This window comes from Neisseria sp. P0009.S010 (genome assembly GCF_051958545.1).
GTDB lineage: Bacteria > Pseudomonadota > Gammaproteobacteria > Burkholderiales > Neisseriaceae > Neisseria > Neisseria subflava_A.
In genome coordinates this window covers 1-18,606 of record NZ_JBQCVH010000002.1, presented here as the reverse complement: position 1 = coordinate 18,606, position 18,606 = coordinate 1, and the positions used below count along the sequence as shown (strand labels likewise).

The window sequence follows — 18,606 nt, the reverse complement described above, 5'->3', positions numbered from 1 at the left end:
CGGACTACTGCAGATTTAGCGCGAGGAACAAAGTATTGCCGTCGCGTTGTACCAAAAGCGGTACGTTTTTGCCTGAGCTTTCCAATGCGCTACGGAAAGTGGATTCGTCATTGACGCTGATTTGGCTGACGGCAATGATTTCGTCGCCGCGTTTGAGGCCGGCACGTTCGGCCGCGCCGCTAACGCGCAGAACGATTAAGCGTTGTTTACCGTCTGCGTTTTCAACCTGCAGGGTAACGCCTGTATTTTCAACGGTGAATCCGTCATGGCCGCTTTCGTGTTGCGGGTGTTCGGCTTCTTTTGCAGAAGTTTCCGTTTGTTCGGCTGCGCTGCCAAGTTTGACTTTGACATCGGTTTGTTTGCCGCTGCGCCAAATGCTCAAAGTTACTTCTTTGCCCGGCATAATCGAGCCGACCATAACTGGCAAATCGCTGGAAGCGCGGACTTCTTCGCCGTTAACTTTGCGTACGATGTCGCCAACCTGCAAGCCTGCTTGTTGTGCCGCGCTGTTTGGCATGATTTTTGCAATCAGTGCGCCACTTGCTTTGTCCAAACCGAAAGATTTGGCCAAATCATAAGAAACTTCTTGAATAACCACGCCTAATTGGCCGCGTTGGACTTTGCCGTTGGCTTTTAATTGATCGGCCACATTCATGGCAACATCAATCGGAATAGCAAACGAAATACCCATGAAACCGCCGCTGCGGCTGTAAATTTGCGAGTTGATGCCGACTACTTGGCCGCGGAGGTTGAATAACGGGCCGCCTGAGTTGCCGGGGTTGATGGCAACGTCGGTTTGGATGAACGGCGTGTAGTTTTCATTTGGCAGGCTGCGGCCTTTGGCGGAGACGATGCCGGAGGTTACACTGTTGTCAAAGCCGAAAGGCGCGCCGATGGCGGCTACCCATTCGCCCGGTTTCAAATCTTTCGGATTGCCGATTTTGACAACCGGCAAGTCTTCTTGTGGCTCGATTTTTAAGAGGGCAACGTCGGATTGGGCGTCTGAGCCGACCAGTTTGGCCGTGTATTCGCGTTTGTCGTTGAGCAGGACTTTGATATTGCCCATGCCGGCAACCACGTGGGTATTGGTCAGGATATAGCCGTCTTTGCTGATGATGAAGCCGGAACCGAAATTCAAAGCGTCGCTTTCGGTATCTTCTTGCGGCATGTCGGGCATATTGGGAACAAGGCGCTTGAAGAACTCGTAAAACGGATCGTTGTCGGGGAATTGGCTCAGATCCATGCTATGGTCGTCATCCGGTGTCGCAGAGCGTTTTGCCGGTGTCGCTTGAATATTGACGACGGCCTGTCCTTCGTTTTGTACCAGTTGGGCGAAGTCGGGCAGCAACATACCGACTTTTCCGTCATCGGTATTGGTTTCTATGCGTTGAACGAGTTCTTTGTTTTCGTCTTTGCCGAAAAAGGTGCTGACTTTGTCGCAACCTGAAAGAAGGGAAGCTGAGAGAACAGCAAGGGCCAGATATGTGTTTGTTTTAATATTCACGAAAGTTCCTTTTGCCGGCGCCTATCGTATTGTCGGCATGCGTTTGAATCGGCAGGCAGTTTTATTGTTTGAATGCTGTTTAAATGTATAAGGTAGGATTTTTACACTTTAATGGTTTTTTTTCAAGCATTTCATTTTAAATGAAAAAATGATAATTGGGATTTTATTGTTTTAAGGCCGTCTGAAAGCTTTGGAATATGACCTGTCCGTCGGTTCGCTTCTTTCAGACGGCCTTTAAATTGTCGTCAGTCGTGTTGATCCAAATGGTAGATCTGCGCTACGGCATCGATTAATTCGCTGTTGTCCGAGCCCGCTTTATTGAGCGTGCGTGTCGGAGAGTGGAGCAGTTTGTTGGTCAACTGGATGGAGAGGCGTTCGAGGACATCCTCGGCGGATACGCCTTTTGCCAGTTGCTTCATGGCATTTTCCAATACTTGGCGGCGTGCACGTTCACCTTCGTCGCGCAAGGCGCGGATAAGCGGAACGCTTTGGCGGTTTTTCTGTAGGCGGATAAATTCGCTGACTTTTTCTTCCACCATGCTTTCAGCCGCCGCCGCTGCTTTTTTGCGCGCATCTTTACCGCTTTGGACAATGTCCATCATGTCGTCTACGGTATAGAGATATGCGTCTTCCAATTCGCCGACTTCGGCTTCGATATCGCGCGGAACAGCCAAATCCAGCAGGAAAACAGGCATGTTGTGGCGTTTTTTCAATGCGCGTTCGACCATGCCTTTGCCGACGAGTGGGAGTTGGCTGGCAGTGGAAGAAACAACCACGTCGTAATCGTGAAGAATATCGGGCAATTCGTTCAGCAGGCAAGCTTCGGCGTTGACACCGAGTTTGTCGCACAATTCCTGCGCGCGCTGGTGTGTACGGTTGGCAACGGTAATGAGCTTGGGATTTTTGGCGGCAAAATAAGTGGCCACCAGTTCAATCATTTCGCCTGCGCCGATAAAGAGGACGTTCAGATCGGAAATGGAAGGGAAGATTTGCTCTGCCATTTTGACCGATGCAGAAGCCATGGAGACGGAGTTTTCACCGACAGCAGTGTCGGTACGCACTTCTTTGGCAACGGCAAAGGTTTTTTGAAACAGGGCGTTTAAGTGGGTATTGATGCTTTCTTGTTCTTGCGCAACGCGGACGGCATCTTTGATTTGACCGAGAATTTGCGGTTCGCCCAGGACCATGGAATCCAAGCCGCAGGCGACGCGGAAGGCGTGGCGGACGGTTTCATTATTATCTAAGGTATAGAGGTAGGGGCGGATTTCTTCGACAGGCAGATTGTGATATTTTGCCAACCAGTTGATGATTTTTTCGGATTCGCCGACGCAGTAAAGCTCGGTGCGGTTGCAGGTAGAAAGAATGACTGCTTCTTCCGCCGCCTCGCTGCGCGCGAGGTTGGACACGGCATCCGGCAAATTTGCAGCAGCAAATGCCAGTTTTTCGCGTATGCTCAAGGGCGCGGTTTGGTGGTTGAGTCCGACGACGGTAAGTTGCATGGTTATGGTATGACCGGGTAGTGTGTGTGGTGGCTATTATAGCTTAAGTGGGCTTTAAAATGAATGTGTTGGGGGATAAGATACGATGAGGTTTGCCATCGAAAAGGCCGTCTGAAAAGATTCAGACGGCCTTTTTATCAAGAAAGGCTTAAACGGCTTCTGCTTCTTCTGCCAAGAAACCGCGCAGTTTTTGCATGGCTTTGGCTTCGATTTGGCGGATGCGTTCGGCAGATACGCCGTATTCGGCAGCCAATTCGTGCAGGGTCAAACCGCCGTCGTCTTGTAACCAGCGGCTTTCAACGATACGGCGGCTGCGGTCGTCCAGTTGCGCCAAGGCGTTTTGCAGACCTTCGGTTTGTAGGGCGTAGTGGGCTTGTTTGGACAACTGACGGCTAGGCTCTGCATCGTGGTCGGCCAACCAGTCGATAGGGGCAAAGTTGTCCTCGTCATCGTTGTTTTCTGCCATGATGCCGATGTCGTGGCCGGTCATGCGTTGTTCCATTTCCAAGACTTCGGACAATTTGACGCCCAAATCGTCGGCGATTTCTTGCGCTTCTTTTGGAGACAAGGCATTCAGGTTTTTACGCATGCTGCGCAGATTGAAGAACAGTTTGCGCTGCGGTTTGGTTGTGGCAACGCGGACCAAACGCCAGTTGCGCAAAATGAATTCGTGGATTTCGGCTTTAATCCAATGCACGGCAAACGAAAACAGGCGCGCGCCGCGACTTGGTTCGTAGCGTTTGACGGCTTTCATCAGGCCGATATTGCCTTCTTGAATCAGGTCGGCTTGGTTGAGGCCGTAGCCGTCGTAACCGCGTGCAATGGATACGACGACGCGAAGATGGGACAGAATAAGCTGTTTGGCGGCATTGAGATCGCCTTTTTGTTGACGTTCCGCTAGTTGTGTTTCTTCTTCGGCGGTCAGCATTGGAATGCTGTTGACAGTATGAATGTATTGCTCGAGGCTACCGTTGCCGCTGTGGATAACGGGTAATGCAAAAGCTTTATTCATAAAAGGATGCTCTCCTTGATTAGGCCGTCTGAAAACGGCTTTTTGTTTATTGTGTGACAAGCAGTATAACACTGCCTGTGGTTTGTTTTGTTATGGGTTGGATTTTTTCTGTAAATTAACGATAGATTCAATAGTTTTTACTGCTTGAATCTCAAGGGTTGATTGTCTTAGAAAATTTGAGTGATTTGCTAGGTTTTGGCTAAGTATATTACAAACATTTCTGTATGTAAATAGTTTTAGTAATAAAAAAGACCTTGTATAACAAGGTCTTAAATTTTTTATTCTGGTTTCTTCCGGCCAATCAGGATAAGGAATACGCCGATAACGGCCAAAATGCTGATAAGCCATGTTGAGCCGCCTGCTTTCATATAAGGCGTTTCGCCGATATAGCCTTTGACGTGGCCTTCGAGGACGGTTTCTGTATCCGGTTGGGCTTCGGCAACAATCGTGCCTTTAGGGGAAATAATGGCGGTCGCACCGGTATTGGTGGCGCGAACCATGTAGCGGCCCAGTTCCATTGCTCGCGCTTGGGACTGTTGAAGCTGCTGATACATGGCATTGGATTTGCCGTACCACGCCATATTGCTGATGTTGGCGAGTAGGGTAGAGCGTTTCGCCGTTGCGATGAGTTCGTCGCCGAAACCGTCTTCATAGCAGATATTGAAGGCGACTTTTTGATCTTTCATCACCAAAGGCGCTTGGTTGTCGCCGCCTTTTTGAAAGTCGGACAAAGGCATATCCATCACTTTATAGAGGCGCTCGGTAATGGCGGGCAATGGCTTGTATTCGCCAAATGGAACGAGATGGTTCTTGGCGTAGTAGGGGATGACATCGGAAGTGCTGTTGTGATATTCGCTCAAATTGATGACTGCATTTTCGTAGCCGTTGCCGTCGGGCGTATATTGGCTTATACCGATGGCCAACGCGCTGCCGTTGCTTTGCGCCTGTTCGGCGAATTGTTCCAAGATACCTTCGGGCAGGTCTTGGCGCATCAGCGGCAGGGCGGTTTCAGGCAGGATGACGATGTCGGCACTGGTTTTGCTGATTTGTTCGTAGTATTTCTGAATGGTCGGGATGATTTGCTCTTCCTTCCATTTCAGATTTTGCTCGATATTGCCTTGAATCAGAGCAACCGTGCTGGTGCTGCCGTCAGGGCGGGTGTATTCGGTTTGTTGGGAAATGTAGCCGACGGAGCAGAGCGCAACGATAAGGAATAAGGGCAGCAGGCGGTGTTTCAGACGGCCGTGGTTGTCAATCAGCAACACCAGCCATGCGCTGAGGAAAGCGGTTGCCAGCGTAACCATGTGAATGCCGCCCAAAGGCGCGAAGCCTGCCAACGGGCTATCTTTGATGATTTGGGAATAGCCGATTGCGCCCCAGCCGAATCCGGTCAGGAAACGTTCGCGGGCAAATTCTGCCAGCGTCCACAAAATCGGCAGCAGGAGGCCGGTTTTGGCCCAGCGCGCCAGGTTGCATTTTCTCCACACCCAAAAACAGATGGCCGGATAAAGCGCAAGAAATGCCGGCAGCAGGAAGGTGAGGGGGATGGCGTATGAATCCGGCAGACCCGAAACATCATGCAGGGCAGTGTGTATCCAATAAAACTGCGCCGTATAACCGATTAATCCGAACAGATAGGCAGTCATGACGGCAAAGCGCGGACGCAATTCAATCAGGCGTATTAGTGCGCCAAACAACAGCGGCATCAGCCAGAAATGATAATAGGGGGCGAAAGTGAACGGCGTCGCGGCAGCAATCAAGATGACCAGCGGCCAGTAAAGCAGCGGATGTTGCCAATATTGTTCGAGTTTACGGAAAATATTCATGCTTTAAATGGTATTGAGGCCGTCTGAAAAGTTTTCAGACGGCAGGGAAACAAAATCAGTCTTTTTGAAACAATTGCATTGCAGGTAGGACGATTGCGCAAGCCAATGCACCGGCGGCTACTCCGACCACCAGATTGGCGATATGTTCCATTATGCCGCTGTCCCAATGCTGTGCGTGGAGGAAATCGTGCAAAAAGCCAAGGTTGTGGGTGATCAGTCCGCCGCCAACCAAGAACATCGCCAGCGTGCCGACAATGCTCAAGCCGCGCATAAACCAAGGCATAAATGAAATCAAACCGCGTCCGATGCCTTGTACGGCGGCGCTTTTTTGGCGCATCAACATCATGCCGAGGTCGTCAAGTTTGACGATAATGCCGACCAAACCATAGACCAATGCCGTCATGCCGACACCGATGGCGGCCATAACCAAAGAACGCGTCATCAGGTCATATTTTTCAACGACGCCCAGCGCGATAATAATAATTTCGGCGGAGAGGATGAAATCTGTGCGGACCGCGCCTTTCACTTTTGTTTTTTCGTCTGTGACTTCAGGCTCGGCATCGTGTCCGTCTTCGTGTTCATTGCGGTGCAAGAATTTGTGCAACAGTTTTTCCACGCCTTCAAAACACAAATAAACACCGCCGATCATCAACAAGGGCGTAATCAGCGCAGGCACGAAAGCGGAAAGCAACAGCGCAAGCGGCACCAGAATCAGCTTGTTGACCAGAGAGCCTTTTGCCACCGCCCAAATAATCGGCAATTCGCGCTCGGCGGATACGCCGGTTACCTGATTGGCGTTGAGCGCCAAATCGTCACCGACCACGCCGGCGGTTTTTTTGGCGGCGACTTTGGTCATCATCGCTACGTCGTCCAAAACGGCGGTAATGTCGTCCAAAAGCGTAAAGAGAGAGGCGAAGGCCATAATGTTGTCCGGATAAAATCAAATAAACGCGCGATTATATATGAAAATTCAGTTGCTTGAATGTTTTTCAGACGGCCGTTGACGGAAATTAACCAAAGGCCGTCTGAAAATGCTATTTCGGCGTATAACGTCCCGCCATGGCTTTATACACCATATTTTCGTATTTTAAGGCTTCATAGCGTTGGTTCAGCAGGTTTTGAGCCGAGCTGTATTCTGAATTCAAAGCCTCCAGCCAGTCTTTCAGTTCGTTTTTACCATGCTGGTAGCGTACTTGATAGTAATGGCTGTTTTTCTTGTCCAACTGATAACGCTGTTCTTGATTGGCAAGGCCGGCCTGCGCGTTTTTGTAGGCAAGGTAGTTGGTGTTGACCTCGTTAAGCGCGGTGGTCAGGGCTTTTTCAAAATTCAGCTTGGCACTGTCCATCTCCGCTTGTACGGTTTTGTCTTTCCATTTCATGGTCTGCCAATTAAGGAAAGGCAGATTGATGGTGGCCGAGCCGCCCAACATGGGGATATTGAACGTGCTTTTCGCTTTATCGGAAGACGTACTCAAACTTGCACCCAAAGTAATCGACGGATACCAACTGCGTTTTTGCGCGTTGACCGATTGTTGCGACGCTTGCAGGCGGTATTCGGCGGCGCGCAGGTCGGGGCGGTTGGCCAAAACGGTAATCGGTACGTCCAAGTTCACACCTTTGACCGGCAACAGGCGGAATTGTGCCGGATCGGCGGCCATGTTTTCAGACGGCCTTAAATTCAACAAATTACGCAAAACCTGTTTTTGCGTATCCAAATTGTTTTGCAAAGACAACAGGCTGTTTTCCGCACTCAGCAATGACTGTTTGGCTTGGGTTGGCTGGCTTGAGTCGGCACGGCCGTAGCGAAACTTGGCATTCGCAATGCGGTTGATTTCCTGATATTGCTTCAGCGATTTTTTCGCCAACTCAATGGCTTCGTTCAGGTAGGCAATATTGAAATACGCATCGGCAACATTATTAATCAAAGTCAGGCGTGTGTTGGCCATGTCTTCATGCGTGGCTTGATATTCCCATACCTGAGCATCGGCAGTGGCACTGAGTTTACGCCATAAATCCAATTCGTAGCTCAAGCCAAGCTGGCTGCTGAAGGTATTGCCGTGGCTGCCGGTTTTCAGGTTTTTAGAAGCGTTTGCGCCCAATGAGCCGCTGAATGAAGGTACCAAATCCGCACCCAAAATATTGGCTTGATACAAAGCTTTGTTGACGCTGATGGCCGCCTGTTTCAAATCGACATTGTTGGTCAGCGCCTGCTCCATCAGCGCGTTGAGCTGCTGGCTTTGGTAGATTTCCCACCAGTTGCCGTTGACATCGTAGCGTTCGGCAGTTTCCGCCGCGCTCATGACTTGGCCGGTCGCTTCCAGAGTCAGGTTCGGATTGGCTTTAGGTGCGGCGCACGCACTTAGGGCAAGGGCAACAGCCAATGATAAGGCTGCTTGGGAAAAAGGTTTCGTCTTCATAAAAATCTTTCGGGTAACAGCATTTCAGACGGCCCAAGATAATAGGCCGTCTGAAACATAATCAATCCTGAGCCAGTGCATCAATCGGGTTAAGCTTGGAAGCTTTGTTGGCAGGCATAAAGCCGAACGCGACGCCGATTGCGGTGGAGCAGACCACTGCGCCGATGACGGAAGTCATGGAAATGCTCATCGGGAAGTCGGTAACAAAATAGTTGAACACCAGGCTGATGCTTGCGGACAACAATACGCCTGACAGGCCACCGATGATACAGATTAAAACGGCCTCAATTAGGAACTGTTGCAAAATATTGTTGCGGCGTGCGCCGATTGCCATGCGGACGCCGATTTCTTTGGTGCGCTCGGTAACGGAGACCAGCATGATGTTCATCACGCCGATACCGCCGACCACCAAAGAGATGACCGCGATGGAAGAAATTAGCAGCGTCATGGTGCCGGTCGTGCTTTCAACCATTTCTTTGATGCTGTCGCTGTTGTTCATAAAGAAGTCTTCTGTACCGTGGCGTGCTTTCAGCAGCTCGGTCAGGCTTTTTTCGGCGACTTGCGTGTTGGCATCGTCTTTGATTTTGACAACGATGGAGTTGGTATGGCTCTCGCCGGTAATTTGGTGCATGACCGTTGTATAAGGCGACCAAAGCATCAGCGAGTCAGAGTTGCCGAACGAGTTGTCATCCTTTTTCATAATGCCGATGACGGTTAGCGGGCGTTTTTTGAAAAGGATGGTTTTGCCTAAAGGATTGACACCTTCGCCGAAGAGTTTGGTTTTGGTGTTTTGGTCGATGACGACGACTTGAGCATCGTTTTTTACATCGTCATCATCAAACAGACGGCCTTCTTCCAATTTCAAACCGCGCACGTCGAAATATTGTTCGCCTACGCCGTAAAGCGAGGCGGTCAGGTCGGTGTTGCGGTAGGTCAAGGTGCCGCCGGAGTTGGTTTGAGGGGTGGCAGAGGCGACGTAGCTTTGTTGGCTGATGGCTTTTGCGTCATTAATCGTCAGCGTTTTGATTCGTCCGCTGCGGCGGTCGCCAAAACCACGGCCGGGGAAGATGCTGATGGTGTTTGTACCCATCGAATTGATGTCTTCCAAGATTTTTTGTTGCGAGCCATTACCCAATGCCACTACCGATACCACCGAGGCGATACCGATGATAATCCCCAGCATGGTCAGCAGCGAACGCATCTTGTGCGCCATAATCGCCTGCACAGACATTTTGAATGCTTCCATAAATTGATCGTAATAAAACGACCAGGAAGCTTTTTCTTTAATCCTCTCCACTTTGCTTAGCGGGATATCGGGATTTTTAGATGTATCCGAAATAATCTGACCGTCGCGGATTTCGATGACGCGATTTGCGTTTGCTGCAATACCCGGATCGTGGGTAACCATAATCACGGTATGCCCGTCTTCGTGCAGCTTGTGGATGATTTCCATCACGTTTTTACCGCTGGCGGTATCCAATGCGCCGGTCGGTTCGTCGGCAAAGATGATTTCGCCGCCGTTCATCAATGCGCGGGCAATCGAAACGCGTTGTTGCTGACCGCCGGAAAGTTCGCTGGGTTTGTTGCCTTCTTTATTTTGCAAGCCCAAATCGCCCAACAGTTTTTCCGCACGTTCCGCGCGCTCTTTGCTGTCCATACCCATATATACGGCAGGCAGGGCGACGTTGTCCCGGGCGGTCAGCGAGCTTAACAGGTTGTAACGCTGGAAAATAAAGCCGAAACGCTCACGGCGTAAAGCCGCCAGCTCATCCGGCTGCATTTGCGATGTTTCGATGCCGTCGATTTGATAAGAGCCGGAGGTGGCGGTATCCAGACAGCCCAAGATATTCATTAGCGTTGATTTGCCTGAACCGGACTGGCCGATAATCGCCACAAAGTCGCCTTTCTCAATAGAAAGGCTGACATCTTTCAATACATGCACACGGTTTTCACCGCTACCGAAAAAACGGTTGATATTCTTACATTCGATTAAACTCATAATCTTTCCGGGCGAAAAATAGAAATACAGGAACTAAGGCCGTCTGAAACACAGCCAAACCTTTCAGACGACCTTAATCAATCAGCGAGGAGGGCCGCCACCCATCATCGCGCGTTCACTGCTCTTATTCTTTTCATCTGCGCTCATTTCAGAAACGATCACTTTTTCGCCTTCTTTCAAGCCGCTTTTGATTTCGGTATTCATGCTGTCTTTCAAACCGACGGTCACTTCGCGTTCTACCGCTTTATTGTCTGCGCCCAAAATGCTGACATAGGATTTGCCGTTATGCTTTTTCACGGTCAGTGTCGGTACCAGTAAAACATTCTTTACGCCGTTGATTTCGATCGTATTTTGAGTGGTCATGCCGATAGAAAGTTTGCCTTCGGGATTCGGCACCAGGGCGCGGGCATAGTAGTAAATCGCATTGGAAGTCGTGTCCGTGCTGCTGGTGTAGTTGCCCAAAGACATGGTGGTCAGGCCGGGGTCGACACTGTCTAATTTCGCTTTAATCGGGGTGTCCGGCTCGGACAAAATGGTGAACGAAATATCCTGACCGGCTTTGACTTTCGTGATGTCGCCTTCGGCAATCTGCATTTTGTTTAACATGGTTTCCAGATTTGCCAGCTGGATAATGGTCGGCGTAGATTGCGCCGCATTGACGGATTGGCCTTCTTCAACAGGAATGGCGACCACGGTGCCGTCCATGGTGGCGGTAATCCGCGTGTGGCCCAGTTCGGATTCGGCTGTATTAATCGAGATTTTTGATTGTTTGATGGAGGCCTTCAGTTCGGCGACATTCGCTTTAGCTGCGGCTAAAGAGTCTTGTGCAGATTCCAAGTCTTCCTTGGAAGTTGCCTGTTCTTTCCATAAGGCAAGTTCGCGTTTATATTTTTTCTCCGCACTGGAAAGCGCGATTTCGGCAGAAACCAATTTTGCCTGATAGGTTTCCAGTTTGGATTTTTCGGTATTTAAGGTATTGATCTGATTGGTTGAGTTGATTTCCGCAATCAGATCACCTTTTTTCACTTGTTGGCCCAGTTTCACATACAGTTTTTTAATCTGACCTGAAGCTTCCGCGCCTACGGATACTAAATTGGAAGGTGAGATTTCGCCGGTTGCCGACACGGTTTGACGGATATCGCCGCGTTTGACTACTTCAGTAATAAAAGAAGACTGAGGCTCAGGCTTCATCAAAGACCAGCCGCCGAAAGCCGCTGCTACTACAACAGCCGTACCGGCCGCCCACTTGAAAACTTTAGACATATAAAAGGAACCAATTCAATAAAATAACGTCGCAGACAAGCAACAAATGTATTGATAGAAACAAAAAAACAACTGGATTTTACTGTAAAGACCAAGGCCAACCAAGAGACGGTCGGCTAAAATTGAAGTTTAACTTATTGAAATAAAAAATAAAAGAATAAAAATATTTTTCAGAACTTGTACCTCGTTTACATAAATTCCCAAACTCCCTCCGAATCTGAACATTTAAGCCGCAAGAAAACGACTATAATATTCATGTCTTATTCCAATTATTAACGACACAAATAAAATGAAACACCAACAAGGCTTCACGCTTATCGAGCTGCTGATAGTCGTTTTGATTGCGGCCATTCTCGCTACCATCGCATATCCGTCTTATCAAAACTACATCCGCCAAACGCGCCTTGCCACCGTCCGCACGCAGATGCTGCATAACGCCCAACAACTCGAACGCTATTACACTCAAAAAAGTACATTTAAGAAATTTCCTCCTGAAACCTTACAGCAGAATCAATATTTCAATATTAGTTTTTCCGAAGGTACGGCTTCTATGCCTAATCCTTCCGATTCAGGTTATATTTTGAAGGCTGTACCCAATAAAGAAACCAATGCCGATGAAACTTGTACTGTTTATTACAACGACAGCGGTATCATTTGGGCAAACAGCGATAAACAAAACTGCCCCGGTTATGAAATACCAAAATCGGAATAAATCGAAATATAAAAGGCCGTCTGAATTTCAGACGGCCTTTTGGATGGTTTGGCTGTATAAGCAGATGAGCCTCAATAGGGCAAAGATCAGTAATCTTGTTCCGATGTGAAGTCAATCTTAGCCTTTGCGGCGCGGTTCATCAGGGCGGATGCGGGAAGCCAGCTGGTCGAGGATGCCGTTGACGAATTTATGGCCGTCGGTGCCGCCGAAAGTTTTGGTAACTTCGATGGCTTCGTTGATGATGACAGGATAGGGGGTTTCAGGCATGGTGCTCAGCTCATGGCAGGCAACCAGCAAAACGGCGCGTTCGATAGGACTGAGGTCTTTTTCGTCGCGGTCAAGCAGGGGGCTGATTTTTTCCATGTATTCTTCGGCATGGGTTTGTGCGCCGAAAAACAGTTTGTTGAACAGCTCTTCATCCATATTGGGCGCTTGGGACAGTTCGCGGATGTTTTTGGCGATTTCGGGAGCGGCGGTTTTGTTGATGCCTGCTTGATAAATGGCTTGTACGGCAAGCTCGCGTGCGCGGCGGCGTGGGCTTTTCATGGGTATTCCTTGTGAAGAGGGCCGATGGTTGTCGGCTAAATATTGAATGATTCAGACGGCCTCAATGTCATGATTGGGAGGCCGTCTGAAAATATGCGGTATTCAATACGGGGAGAAGTTTATTCTTCGTCGTCTTCGTATTGTTCTGACAAAAGATGGTTGACCAAGTTGGCACATTCTACGGCAACTTTGGCGGCATCGGAGGCTTTTTCTTCGATGCGTGCAACGGCCTGTTCGTCGTTTTCGGTCGTCAGGATGGCGTTGGCAATCGGGATGTTGTAGTCAAGGGCAACGCGGCTGACGCCTGCGCCGGATTCATTGGATACCAATTCAAAGTGGTAAGTTTCGCCGCGAATGACAACGCCGATGGCAATCAGGGCATCGAATTGTTCGGATGAAGCGAGGTTCATCAGCGCGATAGGCACTTCAAGCGCGCCGGGAACGGTGGCAAGCGTGATGTTGTCTTCGGCTACGCCCAATTCTTTTAAGGTGCGGCAGCAAACTTTGACCATTTCGCTGCCGATTTCGTTGGTGAAGCGGGCTTGAACAATGCCGATGCGCAGGTTGGTGCCATCGAGGCGTGGTTCGATAATGTTCATGATGATTCCTTCAATATTTGTGAAATAGGGATTCTGCTCGGTTTCAGACGGCCTTGTTATAAAGGAGGCCGTCTGAAACGAAATGGGGATGGGTTATTCTTGCGGCTGCCAATCGGCAACGGCTTGGAACTCGCCGTCTTCGTTTAATTCCCACGCGCTGCCTTCTGCCTGAGTCAGCAGGGGCGCGATGTCGGGATTGTCTGCGGTAATGGCGGAGAGGCTGACAATGCTGAAGTTGTCGGGATTGTCGGTGTATTCGTCGGTTTCGTCGCCGCTGAAAATACGCCAGCCGCTGTCGTTTTCAAATACGGGGGCTTCGCGGTAGAGGAAGCCGACGGGTTCGCCTTGTTCGGCGACGGTGTTGGTGACGATGCAGCGGTCGAGCGCTGCGGCCAATGCTTGGGCAAATTTGTTCATGGAGTTGGCAAAGAGATGATTTGGCATGATTTTACACGATTCGCCGCTTTTCCGCACGGATGTGTGCCGGGGCGGTTTGATGGTACAATGTCGGTCGAGCGCCGTCAGGTTTGAACATGACGGCTTTTGATTGTTTATCGGCTTGAGGGACGCAAGAAACAATGAGCCAAAATAAAAAAGTTGCCGGTGTAGCCTTTTTATTTTGTTTCACTGCGGATGAGGCGTATTTTCGGGCTGTTTTTTGAAAGTATGGAATGAAACCTGATTTGCTCAAACAGCAGGCGCATCGAGCGATTCAAAAGCGTCTGGGCTATGAGTTCCGCAATATGGAGCTGCTTCAGCAGGCTTTGACCCACCGCAGCTACAATGCCAAACACAATGAGCGTTTTGAATTTGTCGGCGATTCGATTTTGAACTATTCCGTGGCGCGGATGTTGTTTGACGCGTTTCCGAAATTGTCGGAAGGCGAGTTGTCGCGGATGCGTGCGGCTTTGGTGAATGAAGGCGTGTTGGCTGAAATTGCGTTGGAAATGAATGTCGGCGACGGTTTGTATTTGGGTGCCGGCGAGTTGAAGAGCGGCGGTTTCAGACGGCCTTCGATTTTGGCCGACGCGATGGAGGCGATGTTTGCGGCGGTCAGCTTTGACGCGGATTTTTCTGCGGCGGAAAAAGTGGTTCGCCATTTATTTGCGGAACGCGTAAAACGCGCGGATTTGAACATCGGCAAAAAAGACAGTAAAACCGCTTTGCAGGAAGCCTTGCAGGCACGCCGCTTTGCCCTGCCGAAATATCGAATCGAAGAGCAGGCGGAGCAGACGGCTGATGCGATGTTTGTGATTTCCTGTGATTTGGGCGAACTTGGCTTTATCTGCAATGCGCGCGGCAGCAGTCGGAAAGTGGCCGAGCAAAAAGCGGCATGTGAAGCCTTGGAATGGTTGGAACAGAAGTTCCCTTTAAAAAAATCTAAAAAATAATATTTCAGACGGCCTTTGAGAAAATGCAAAGGCCGTCTGAAACAATCAAGAAAGTCATATATAAATGGATATCGAAACCTTTTTGCAAAACGAGTCACAACACCCGACGGATTATCGTTGCGGCTTTGTGGCCATCGTGGGTCGCCCGAATGTCGGCAAGTCCACGCTGATGAACCATTTAATCGGTCAGAAAATCAGTATTACCAGTAAAAAAGCACAAACCACGCGCAACCGTGTAACAGGTATTTACACCGACGACACGGCGCAATTTGTGTTTGTCGATACGCCGGGTTTTCAAACCAATCACCGCAATGCTTTGAACGACCGTCTTAATCAAAACGTAACCGAAGCGTTGAGCGGCGTGGATGTGGTGGTTTTTGTGGTGGAAGCCATGCGCTTTACCGATGCCGACCGCGTGGTGTTGAAGCAGTTGCCTAAGCATACGCCTGTGGTATTGGTGGTCAATAAAATCGATAAAGACAAAGCCAAAGACAAATTTGCGCTTGAGGCGTTTATCAATGAAGTGCGCCAAGAGTTTGAATTTGCCGCCAGCGAGGCAGTCAGCGCGAAACATGGTCTGCGTATTGCCAATCTGCTGGAATTGCTCAAGCCGTATCTGCCGGAAAGTATCCCGATGTATCCGGAAGATATGGTGACGGACAAATCCAGCCGATTCCTGGCGATGGAGATTGTGCGCGAAAAATTGTTCCGCTATTTGGGCGAAGAGTTGCCATATGCGATGAATGTTGAAGTGGAGCAGTTTGAGGAAGAGGAAAGCGGACTGTTCCGCATTTATATCGCGGTGTTGGTCGATAAAGACAGCCAAAAGGCGATTTTGATTGGCAAGGGTGGGGAGAAATTGAAGAAAATTTCTACTGAAGCCCGCCTTGATATGGAAAAATTGTTTGATACCAAAGTCTTCTTGAAGATTTGGGTGAAAGTGAAATCCGGTTGGGCAGACGATATTCGTTTTCTGCGCGAATTGGGTTTGTAATGTAATGTGTTTGAACAAAGGCCGTCTGAAAAATTTTCAGACGGCCTTTTGTTTGATTAAGCCAATAATTCAGCCAGGCGTTTGACGATTTCATCTGCCGCTTGGCGTTTCGATGTTTCCGGAAATGAGGTTTCAGCAAGGTCATCAATAATGGTGATTTGATTGGTTGGCTTACCCATGGAAACGGAAACTTGGTTGGCTACCAGCATAGGTACGTTTTTGCGCAAACGTTTTGCCCGTGCAAATTCCAAAACCTGATGGCTTTCTGCAGCAAAGCCGACGCAGAATGGTCGAGAAGGCAAGGCGGCAACGGATGCGAGAATATCCGGATTTTCCGTCAGTTCGATAACCGGGGGCTGATTGCCGTTTTTCTTCAGTTTCTCGTTGCTGCTGTTTTTGACTTTATAGTCTGCAACAGCTGCAACGGAAATAAAGACATCTTGTTTCGGAATATGGCGATGAACCGCCTGATACATGGCTTCTGCGTTGACAGCCTGTTCAGAATGAGTTAAGCCTGCGGGCAAGGCCGTCTGAATTTGACCGTAAATCAGCGTGACCTCCGCTCCGGCAGCACGGCAGGCACGCGCTAAAGCTATGCCCATTTGTCCGCTGGAAATATTGGTAATGCCGCGAACAGGATCGATGGCTTCAAACGTTGCGCCGGCTGTAATCAGAACTTTTTTACCGCTCAGTAGCTTGGGTGTCCATAAATCCTCTAGCAAATCAGCCAGATCGACCGCTTCGACCATCCTGCCAGTGCCTGTTTCGCCGCAAGCCTGTTCGCCGCTGTTTGGGTAAAACACGGTAATGCCGTCTGAAACCAGCTGCTCAATATTGCGCAGATTGGCAGGGTTGTTCCACATTTCGACATTCATTGCAGGCGCAACAGCCAAAGGGCATTTCCTGGCTGCTACCAAGTTGGTCAGTAGATTATCAGCCAATCCGTTGGCAATTTTGGCAATCGTATTGGCAGTTGCAGGCGCAATAAGAAATGCGTCGGCTTCACGCGTCAGATTGATGTGCGCCATGCCATTATTGGAAGCACCTGAATAGGTATCCGATAAAACAGGATTGCCGGTTAAAGCTTGGAAAGTCAGCGGGGAGATAAATTCTGTCGCAGAATCCGTCATCACTACTGATACAGAATGTCCTTGCTTTTTCAGTAGTCTGACCAGTTCACAAGATTTATACGTCGCAATACCGCCAGTAATGCCGAGGAGAATGTGTTTGCTCATAAATAACGGGTTCATTAAATGAGATATATAGGAATCAAATCAAATTAGATTTGTTCGATGTTGATTCTGGCCAGTTTTGCTTTAATCGCATTACCATATCTCTTTGGTAAGAATGCTGAAACCGCTCCGTTTTTCACTTCAGTCACATAACTGCAGACTTTAAATTCAGGAACAACATTGAGCGAGTAGTCCGGATTGACCAAAGGCGAAGCACTGGAGTACAGCGTCCATCTTGCCAGACTGCCGTCTTCATAATTAGTCGTTGCGTTAAAGCTGGTGACCCCTTCGCTGAAAGCGATTTGATAATTAGAGTAGAACTCGCCGGGAATTTTGTGTGCATTACAGAAATCAAATAATCTGTCATGTGCAAACAGATTCTGACGGATATAGGCCCACAATTCTTTTTCTAGAAAATCTTGGTCTGCAAAATGTCTGGAAGGGTAGCCCTCGTCAACAAAGTTTTGAATTCTTTCCTGCATATCTGGGACTGCACCCGCTTTAGCCCCCCACATACCCGCAAGAATCAGGGCAGTATGCGAGCCTGAGTCGCGAATAGTGTGGAATAGGGTGCCACTTTTTATCCATTCGGATACGGCTGCAGCATCACGATAGCAAATAATAGAATCTGCATCACGGAAAATAACGTATTCAACCTCGGGATCATTGATGGCAAGAAAGCGCCACATTGTACCCGGCCAGTTATCCAACGGTGCGCCAACTTTAATCACTTCGGCACCGTTATTTCTAAATCGTTGAATAGCTTCAGCCGATACAGAATCGTCGACATAAAAACGACATGTCCAACCGGGGAAAAGCACAGGCGCAAGCTGGGTATTTAATACGGCAGGCTCAATATATTTGGAATTATTGCCAAATAAAGAAAAGGAGATAATCCGTTTGCCGTTTTTTGGAGCTGGTGTTGGAGTGATTTCATGTTCTAGGTCTGGGATGGCTTTATCTTTTAGAACCAAAGCCTGATGACCGTAAAACCCGGTTTTTTCCCAGTTATCTAGAGCGCCGTAAGCATGTGCAAGTAAATCCAAAGCAGGAATATAGGTGCTATCCAGCTCTAGCGTTTTCATTTCAGCCTCAATGGCTTTTTCCCATTTCAATTGCTTCAGATAGGCATAAGCAACTTTATGATGATATTCGACAGATTGGGGATTGAGAAGGCAAAGAATCTCGGCACGTTTTAGCGCTTCCTCGTAATTTTCCTCTTCAATAAAAGAGTGATATGCTTGTTCAAATTTTTGTTGAATCTTTTCGTTACTCATAATAGGGACTATTCTAAATTTATGATTGTTTTATTGGAGAAAGTAGAGATTGTAAGAGTAGATGGGACTAAAGCGCCAGTAATATAGAGATATAGAGTGTTTGAATGTGGCAATTAAGAGTAAAGCCGCAGGAGTATTTATCTTTGGGTATCTGTTTTATCTATCGAACGATAAAATCCAATAAATTTTAAATTATTTAAATACAGATAGTTGTGAAAATTTTTAATTTTTTTTGAAATTGGGTGTTGACTGGTTTTGTTGTGAGGCGTATAGTTCGGTTCTTCGCTGCTGACGCGGTGAAGAAAACGAAGCAGACAGTATAACACAGTTAGTTA

At 48.6% G+C, this 18,606-nt stretch carries 16 protein-coding genes; 3 read left to right on the top strand and 13 right to left on the bottom strand.

Annotation, left to right across the window (positions count from 1 at the left end):
* Positions 1 to 4 precede the first annotated feature (4 nt).
* The 8 genes from ACTHSN_RS01810 to ACTHSN_RS01775 form a co-directional block, all read right to left on the bottom strand.
* On the bottom strand, positions 5 to 1,504 hold the full coding sequence (locus ACTHSN_RS01810) for a DegQ family serine endoprotease (protein ID WP_070459307.1): 1,500 nt from the start codon (positions 1,502 to 1,504) through the stop codon (positions 5 to 7).
* Positions 1,505 to 1,749: 245 nt separating this feature from the next.
* Positions 1,750 to 3,003: a glutamyl-tRNA reductase gene (gene hemA, locus ACTHSN_RS01805; RefSeq protein WP_070459310.1), complete on the bottom strand. Its 1,254-nt coding sequence runs from the start codon at positions 3,001 to 3,003 to the stop codon at positions 1,750 to 1,752.
* Positions 3,004 to 3,151: 148 nt separating this feature from the next.
* Positions 3,152 to 4,015 carry an RNA polymerase sigma factor RpoH gene (gene rpoH / locus ACTHSN_RS01800; protein ID WP_004519690.1) on the bottom strand — a complete coding sequence of 288 codons (864 nt, stop codon included), beginning with the start codon at positions 4,013 to 4,015 and terminating at the stop codon, positions 3,152 to 3,154.
* 278 nt (positions 4,016 to 4,293) lie between these two features.
* On the bottom strand, positions 4,294 to 5,841 hold the full coding sequence (lnt, locus tag ACTHSN_RS01795) for an apolipoprotein N-acyltransferase (RefSeq protein WP_070459312.1): 1,548 nt from the start codon (positions 5,839 to 5,841) through the stop codon (positions 4,294 to 4,296).
* 55 nt (positions 5,842 to 5,896) lie between these two features.
* Positions 5,897 to 6,763, bottom strand: a complete 867-nt coding sequence (locus tag ACTHSN_RS01790; protein ID WP_070459315.1) for a DUF808 domain-containing protein — start codon at positions 6,761 to 6,763, stop codon at positions 5,897 to 5,899.
* A 112-nt stretch (positions 6,764 to 6,875) separates the two neighbouring features.
* The gene (locus ACTHSN_RS01785) at positions 6,876 to 8,258 is read right to left on the bottom strand and encodes a TolC family protein (RefSeq protein WP_070459318.1); all 1,383 of its coding nucleotides are present in this window, start codon (positions 8,256 to 8,258) and stop codon (positions 6,876 to 6,878) included.
* 61 nt (positions 8,259 to 8,319) lie between these two features.
* Entirely contained in the window at positions 8,320 to 10,257 is a 1,938-nt protein-coding gene (locus tag ACTHSN_RS01780; RefSeq protein ID WP_440365032.1) for a MacB family efflux pump subunit, read from the bottom strand.
* Between the two features lie 81 nt (positions 10,258 to 10,338).
* Positions 10,339 to 11,520 carry an efflux RND transporter periplasmic adaptor subunit gene (locus ACTHSN_RS01775; protein WP_070583472.1) on the bottom strand — a complete coding sequence of 394 codons (1,182 nt, stop codon included), beginning with the start codon at positions 11,518 to 11,520 and terminating at the stop codon, positions 10,339 to 10,341.
* 289 nt (positions 11,521 to 11,809) lie between these two features.
* On the opposite strand from ACTHSN_RS01775, the gene ACTHSN_RS01770 reads away from it, so the two are divergent.
* On the top strand, positions 11,810 to 12,232 hold the full coding sequence (locus tag ACTHSN_RS01770; protein WP_440365031.1) for a type IV pilin protein: 423 nt from the start codon (positions 11,810 to 11,812) through the stop codon (positions 12,230 to 12,232).
* A 117-nt stretch (positions 12,233 to 12,349) separates the two neighbouring features.
* Here the strand turns inward: ACTHSN_RS01770 and nusB are convergent, their stop codons facing one another.
* The 3 genes from nusB to ACTHSN_RS01755 all read right to left on the bottom strand — a co-directional run bounded on the left by nusB (position 12,350) and on the right by ACTHSN_RS01755 (position 13,794).
* Positions 12,350 to 12,778 carry a transcription antitermination factor NusB gene (gene nusB, locus ACTHSN_RS01765; protein ID WP_004519698.1) on the bottom strand — a complete coding sequence of 143 codons (429 nt, stop codon included), beginning with the start codon at positions 12,776 to 12,778 and terminating at the stop codon, positions 12,350 to 12,352.
* A gap of 119 nt (positions 12,779 to 12,897) precedes the next feature.
* On the bottom strand, positions 12,898 to 13,377 hold the full coding sequence (ribH, locus tag ACTHSN_RS01760; RefSeq protein WP_003748562.1) for a 6,7-dimethyl-8-ribityllumazine synthase: 480 nt from the start codon (positions 13,375 to 13,377) through the stop codon (positions 12,898 to 12,900).
* Positions 13,378 to 13,470: 93 nt separating this feature from the next.
* Positions 13,471 to 13,794, bottom strand: coding sequence for a DUF2185 domain-containing protein (locus ACTHSN_RS01755; RefSeq protein ID WP_003748560.1), 324 nt, complete (start codon positions 13,792 to 13,794; stop codon positions 13,471 to 13,473).
* 254 nt (positions 13,795 to 14,048) lie between these two features.
* On the opposite strand from ACTHSN_RS01755, the gene rnc reads away from it, so the two are divergent.
* Entirely contained in the window at positions 14,049 to 14,768 is a 720-nt protein-coding gene (gene rnc / locus ACTHSN_RS01750) for a ribonuclease III (protein ID WP_003748556.1), read from the top strand.
* 64 nt (positions 14,769 to 14,832) lie between these two features.
* Entirely contained in the window at positions 14,833 to 15,762 is a 930-nt protein-coding gene (era, locus tag ACTHSN_RS01745) for a GTPase Era (protein ID WP_036493257.1), read from the top strand.
* A 56-nt stretch (positions 15,763 to 15,818) separates the two neighbouring features.
* Here the strand turns inward: era and coaBC are convergent, their stop codons facing one another.
* Positions 15,819 to 16,997 (bottom strand): bifunctional phosphopantothenoylcysteine decarboxylase/phosphopantothenate--cysteine ligase CoaBC, encoded by a 1,179-nt coding sequence (gene coaBC, locus ACTHSN_RS01740; protein WP_440365030.1) that lies wholly within the window; start codon positions 16,995 to 16,997, stop codon positions 15,819 to 15,821.
* A gap of 44 nt (positions 16,998 to 17,041) precedes the next feature.
* Positions 17,042 to 18,271: a tetratricopeptide repeat protein gene (locus ACTHSN_RS01735; RefSeq protein WP_107769528.1), complete on the bottom strand. Its 1,230-nt coding sequence runs from the start codon at positions 18,269 to 18,271 to the stop codon at positions 17,042 to 17,044.
* Between the last annotated feature and the right edge of the window lie 335 nt (positions 18,272 to 18,606).

What these genes read in the sequence shown, in the direction of transcription:
- hemA (WP_070459310.1), bottom strand. Translation starts at nt 3,003, where the DNA reads ATGCAACTTACCGTCGTCGGACTCAACCACCAAACCGCGCCCTTGAGC.
- rpoH (WP_004519690.1), bottom strand. Translation starts at nt 4,015, where the DNA reads ATGAATAAAGCTTTTGCATTACCCGTTATCCACAGCGGCAACGGTAGC.
- lnt (WP_070459312.1), bottom strand. Translation starts at nt 5,841, where the DNA reads ATGAATATTTTCCGTAAACTCGAACAATATTGGCAACATCCGCTGCTT.
- ACTHSN_RS01790 (WP_070459315.1), bottom strand. Translation starts at nt 6,763, where the DNA reads ATGGCCTTCGCCTCTCTCTTTACGCTTTTGGACGACATTACCGCCGTT.
- ACTHSN_RS01785 (WP_070459318.1), bottom strand. Translation starts at nt 8,258, where the DNA reads ATGAAGACGAAACCTTTTTCCCAAGCAGCCTTATCATTGGCTGTTGCC.
- ACTHSN_RS01780 (WP_440365032.1), bottom strand. Translation starts at nt 10,257, where the DNA reads ATGAGTTTAATCGAATGTAAGAATATCAACCGTTTTTTCGGTAGCGGT.
- ACTHSN_RS01775 (WP_070583472.1), bottom strand. Translation starts at nt 11,520, where the DNA reads ATGTCTAAAGTTTTCAAGTGGGCGGCCGGTACGGCTGTTGTAGTAGCA.
- ACTHSN_RS01770 (WP_440365031.1), top strand. Translation starts at nt 11,810, where the DNA reads ATGAAACACCAACAAGGCTTCACGCTTATCGAGCTGCTGATAGTCGTT.
- nusB (WP_004519698.1), bottom strand. Translation starts at nt 12,778, where the DNA reads ATGAAAAGCCCACGCCGCCGCGCACGCGAGCTTGCCGTACAAGCCATT.
- ribH (WP_003748562.1), bottom strand. Translation starts at nt 13,377, where the DNA reads ATGAACATTATCGAACCACGCCTCGATGGCACCAACCTGCGCATCGGC.
- ACTHSN_RS01755 (WP_003748560.1), bottom strand. Translation starts at nt 13,794, where the DNA reads ATGAACAAATTTGCCCAAGCATTGGCCGCAGCGCTCGACCGCTGCATC.
- rnc (WP_003748556.1), top strand. Translation starts at nt 14,049, where the DNA reads ATGAAACCTGATTTGCTCAAACAGCAGGCGCATCGAGCGATTCAAAAG.
- era (WP_036493257.1), top strand. Translation starts at nt 14,833, where the DNA reads ATGGATATCGAAACCTTTTTGCAAAACGAGTCACAACACCCGACGGAT.
- coaBC (WP_440365030.1), bottom strand. Translation starts at nt 16,997, where the DNA reads ATGAGCAAACACATTCTCCTCGGCATTACTGGCGGTATTGCGACGTAT.
- ACTHSN_RS01735 (WP_107769528.1), bottom strand. Translation starts at nt 18,271, where the DNA reads ATGAGTAACGAAAAGATTCAACAAAAATTTGAACAAGCATATCACTCT.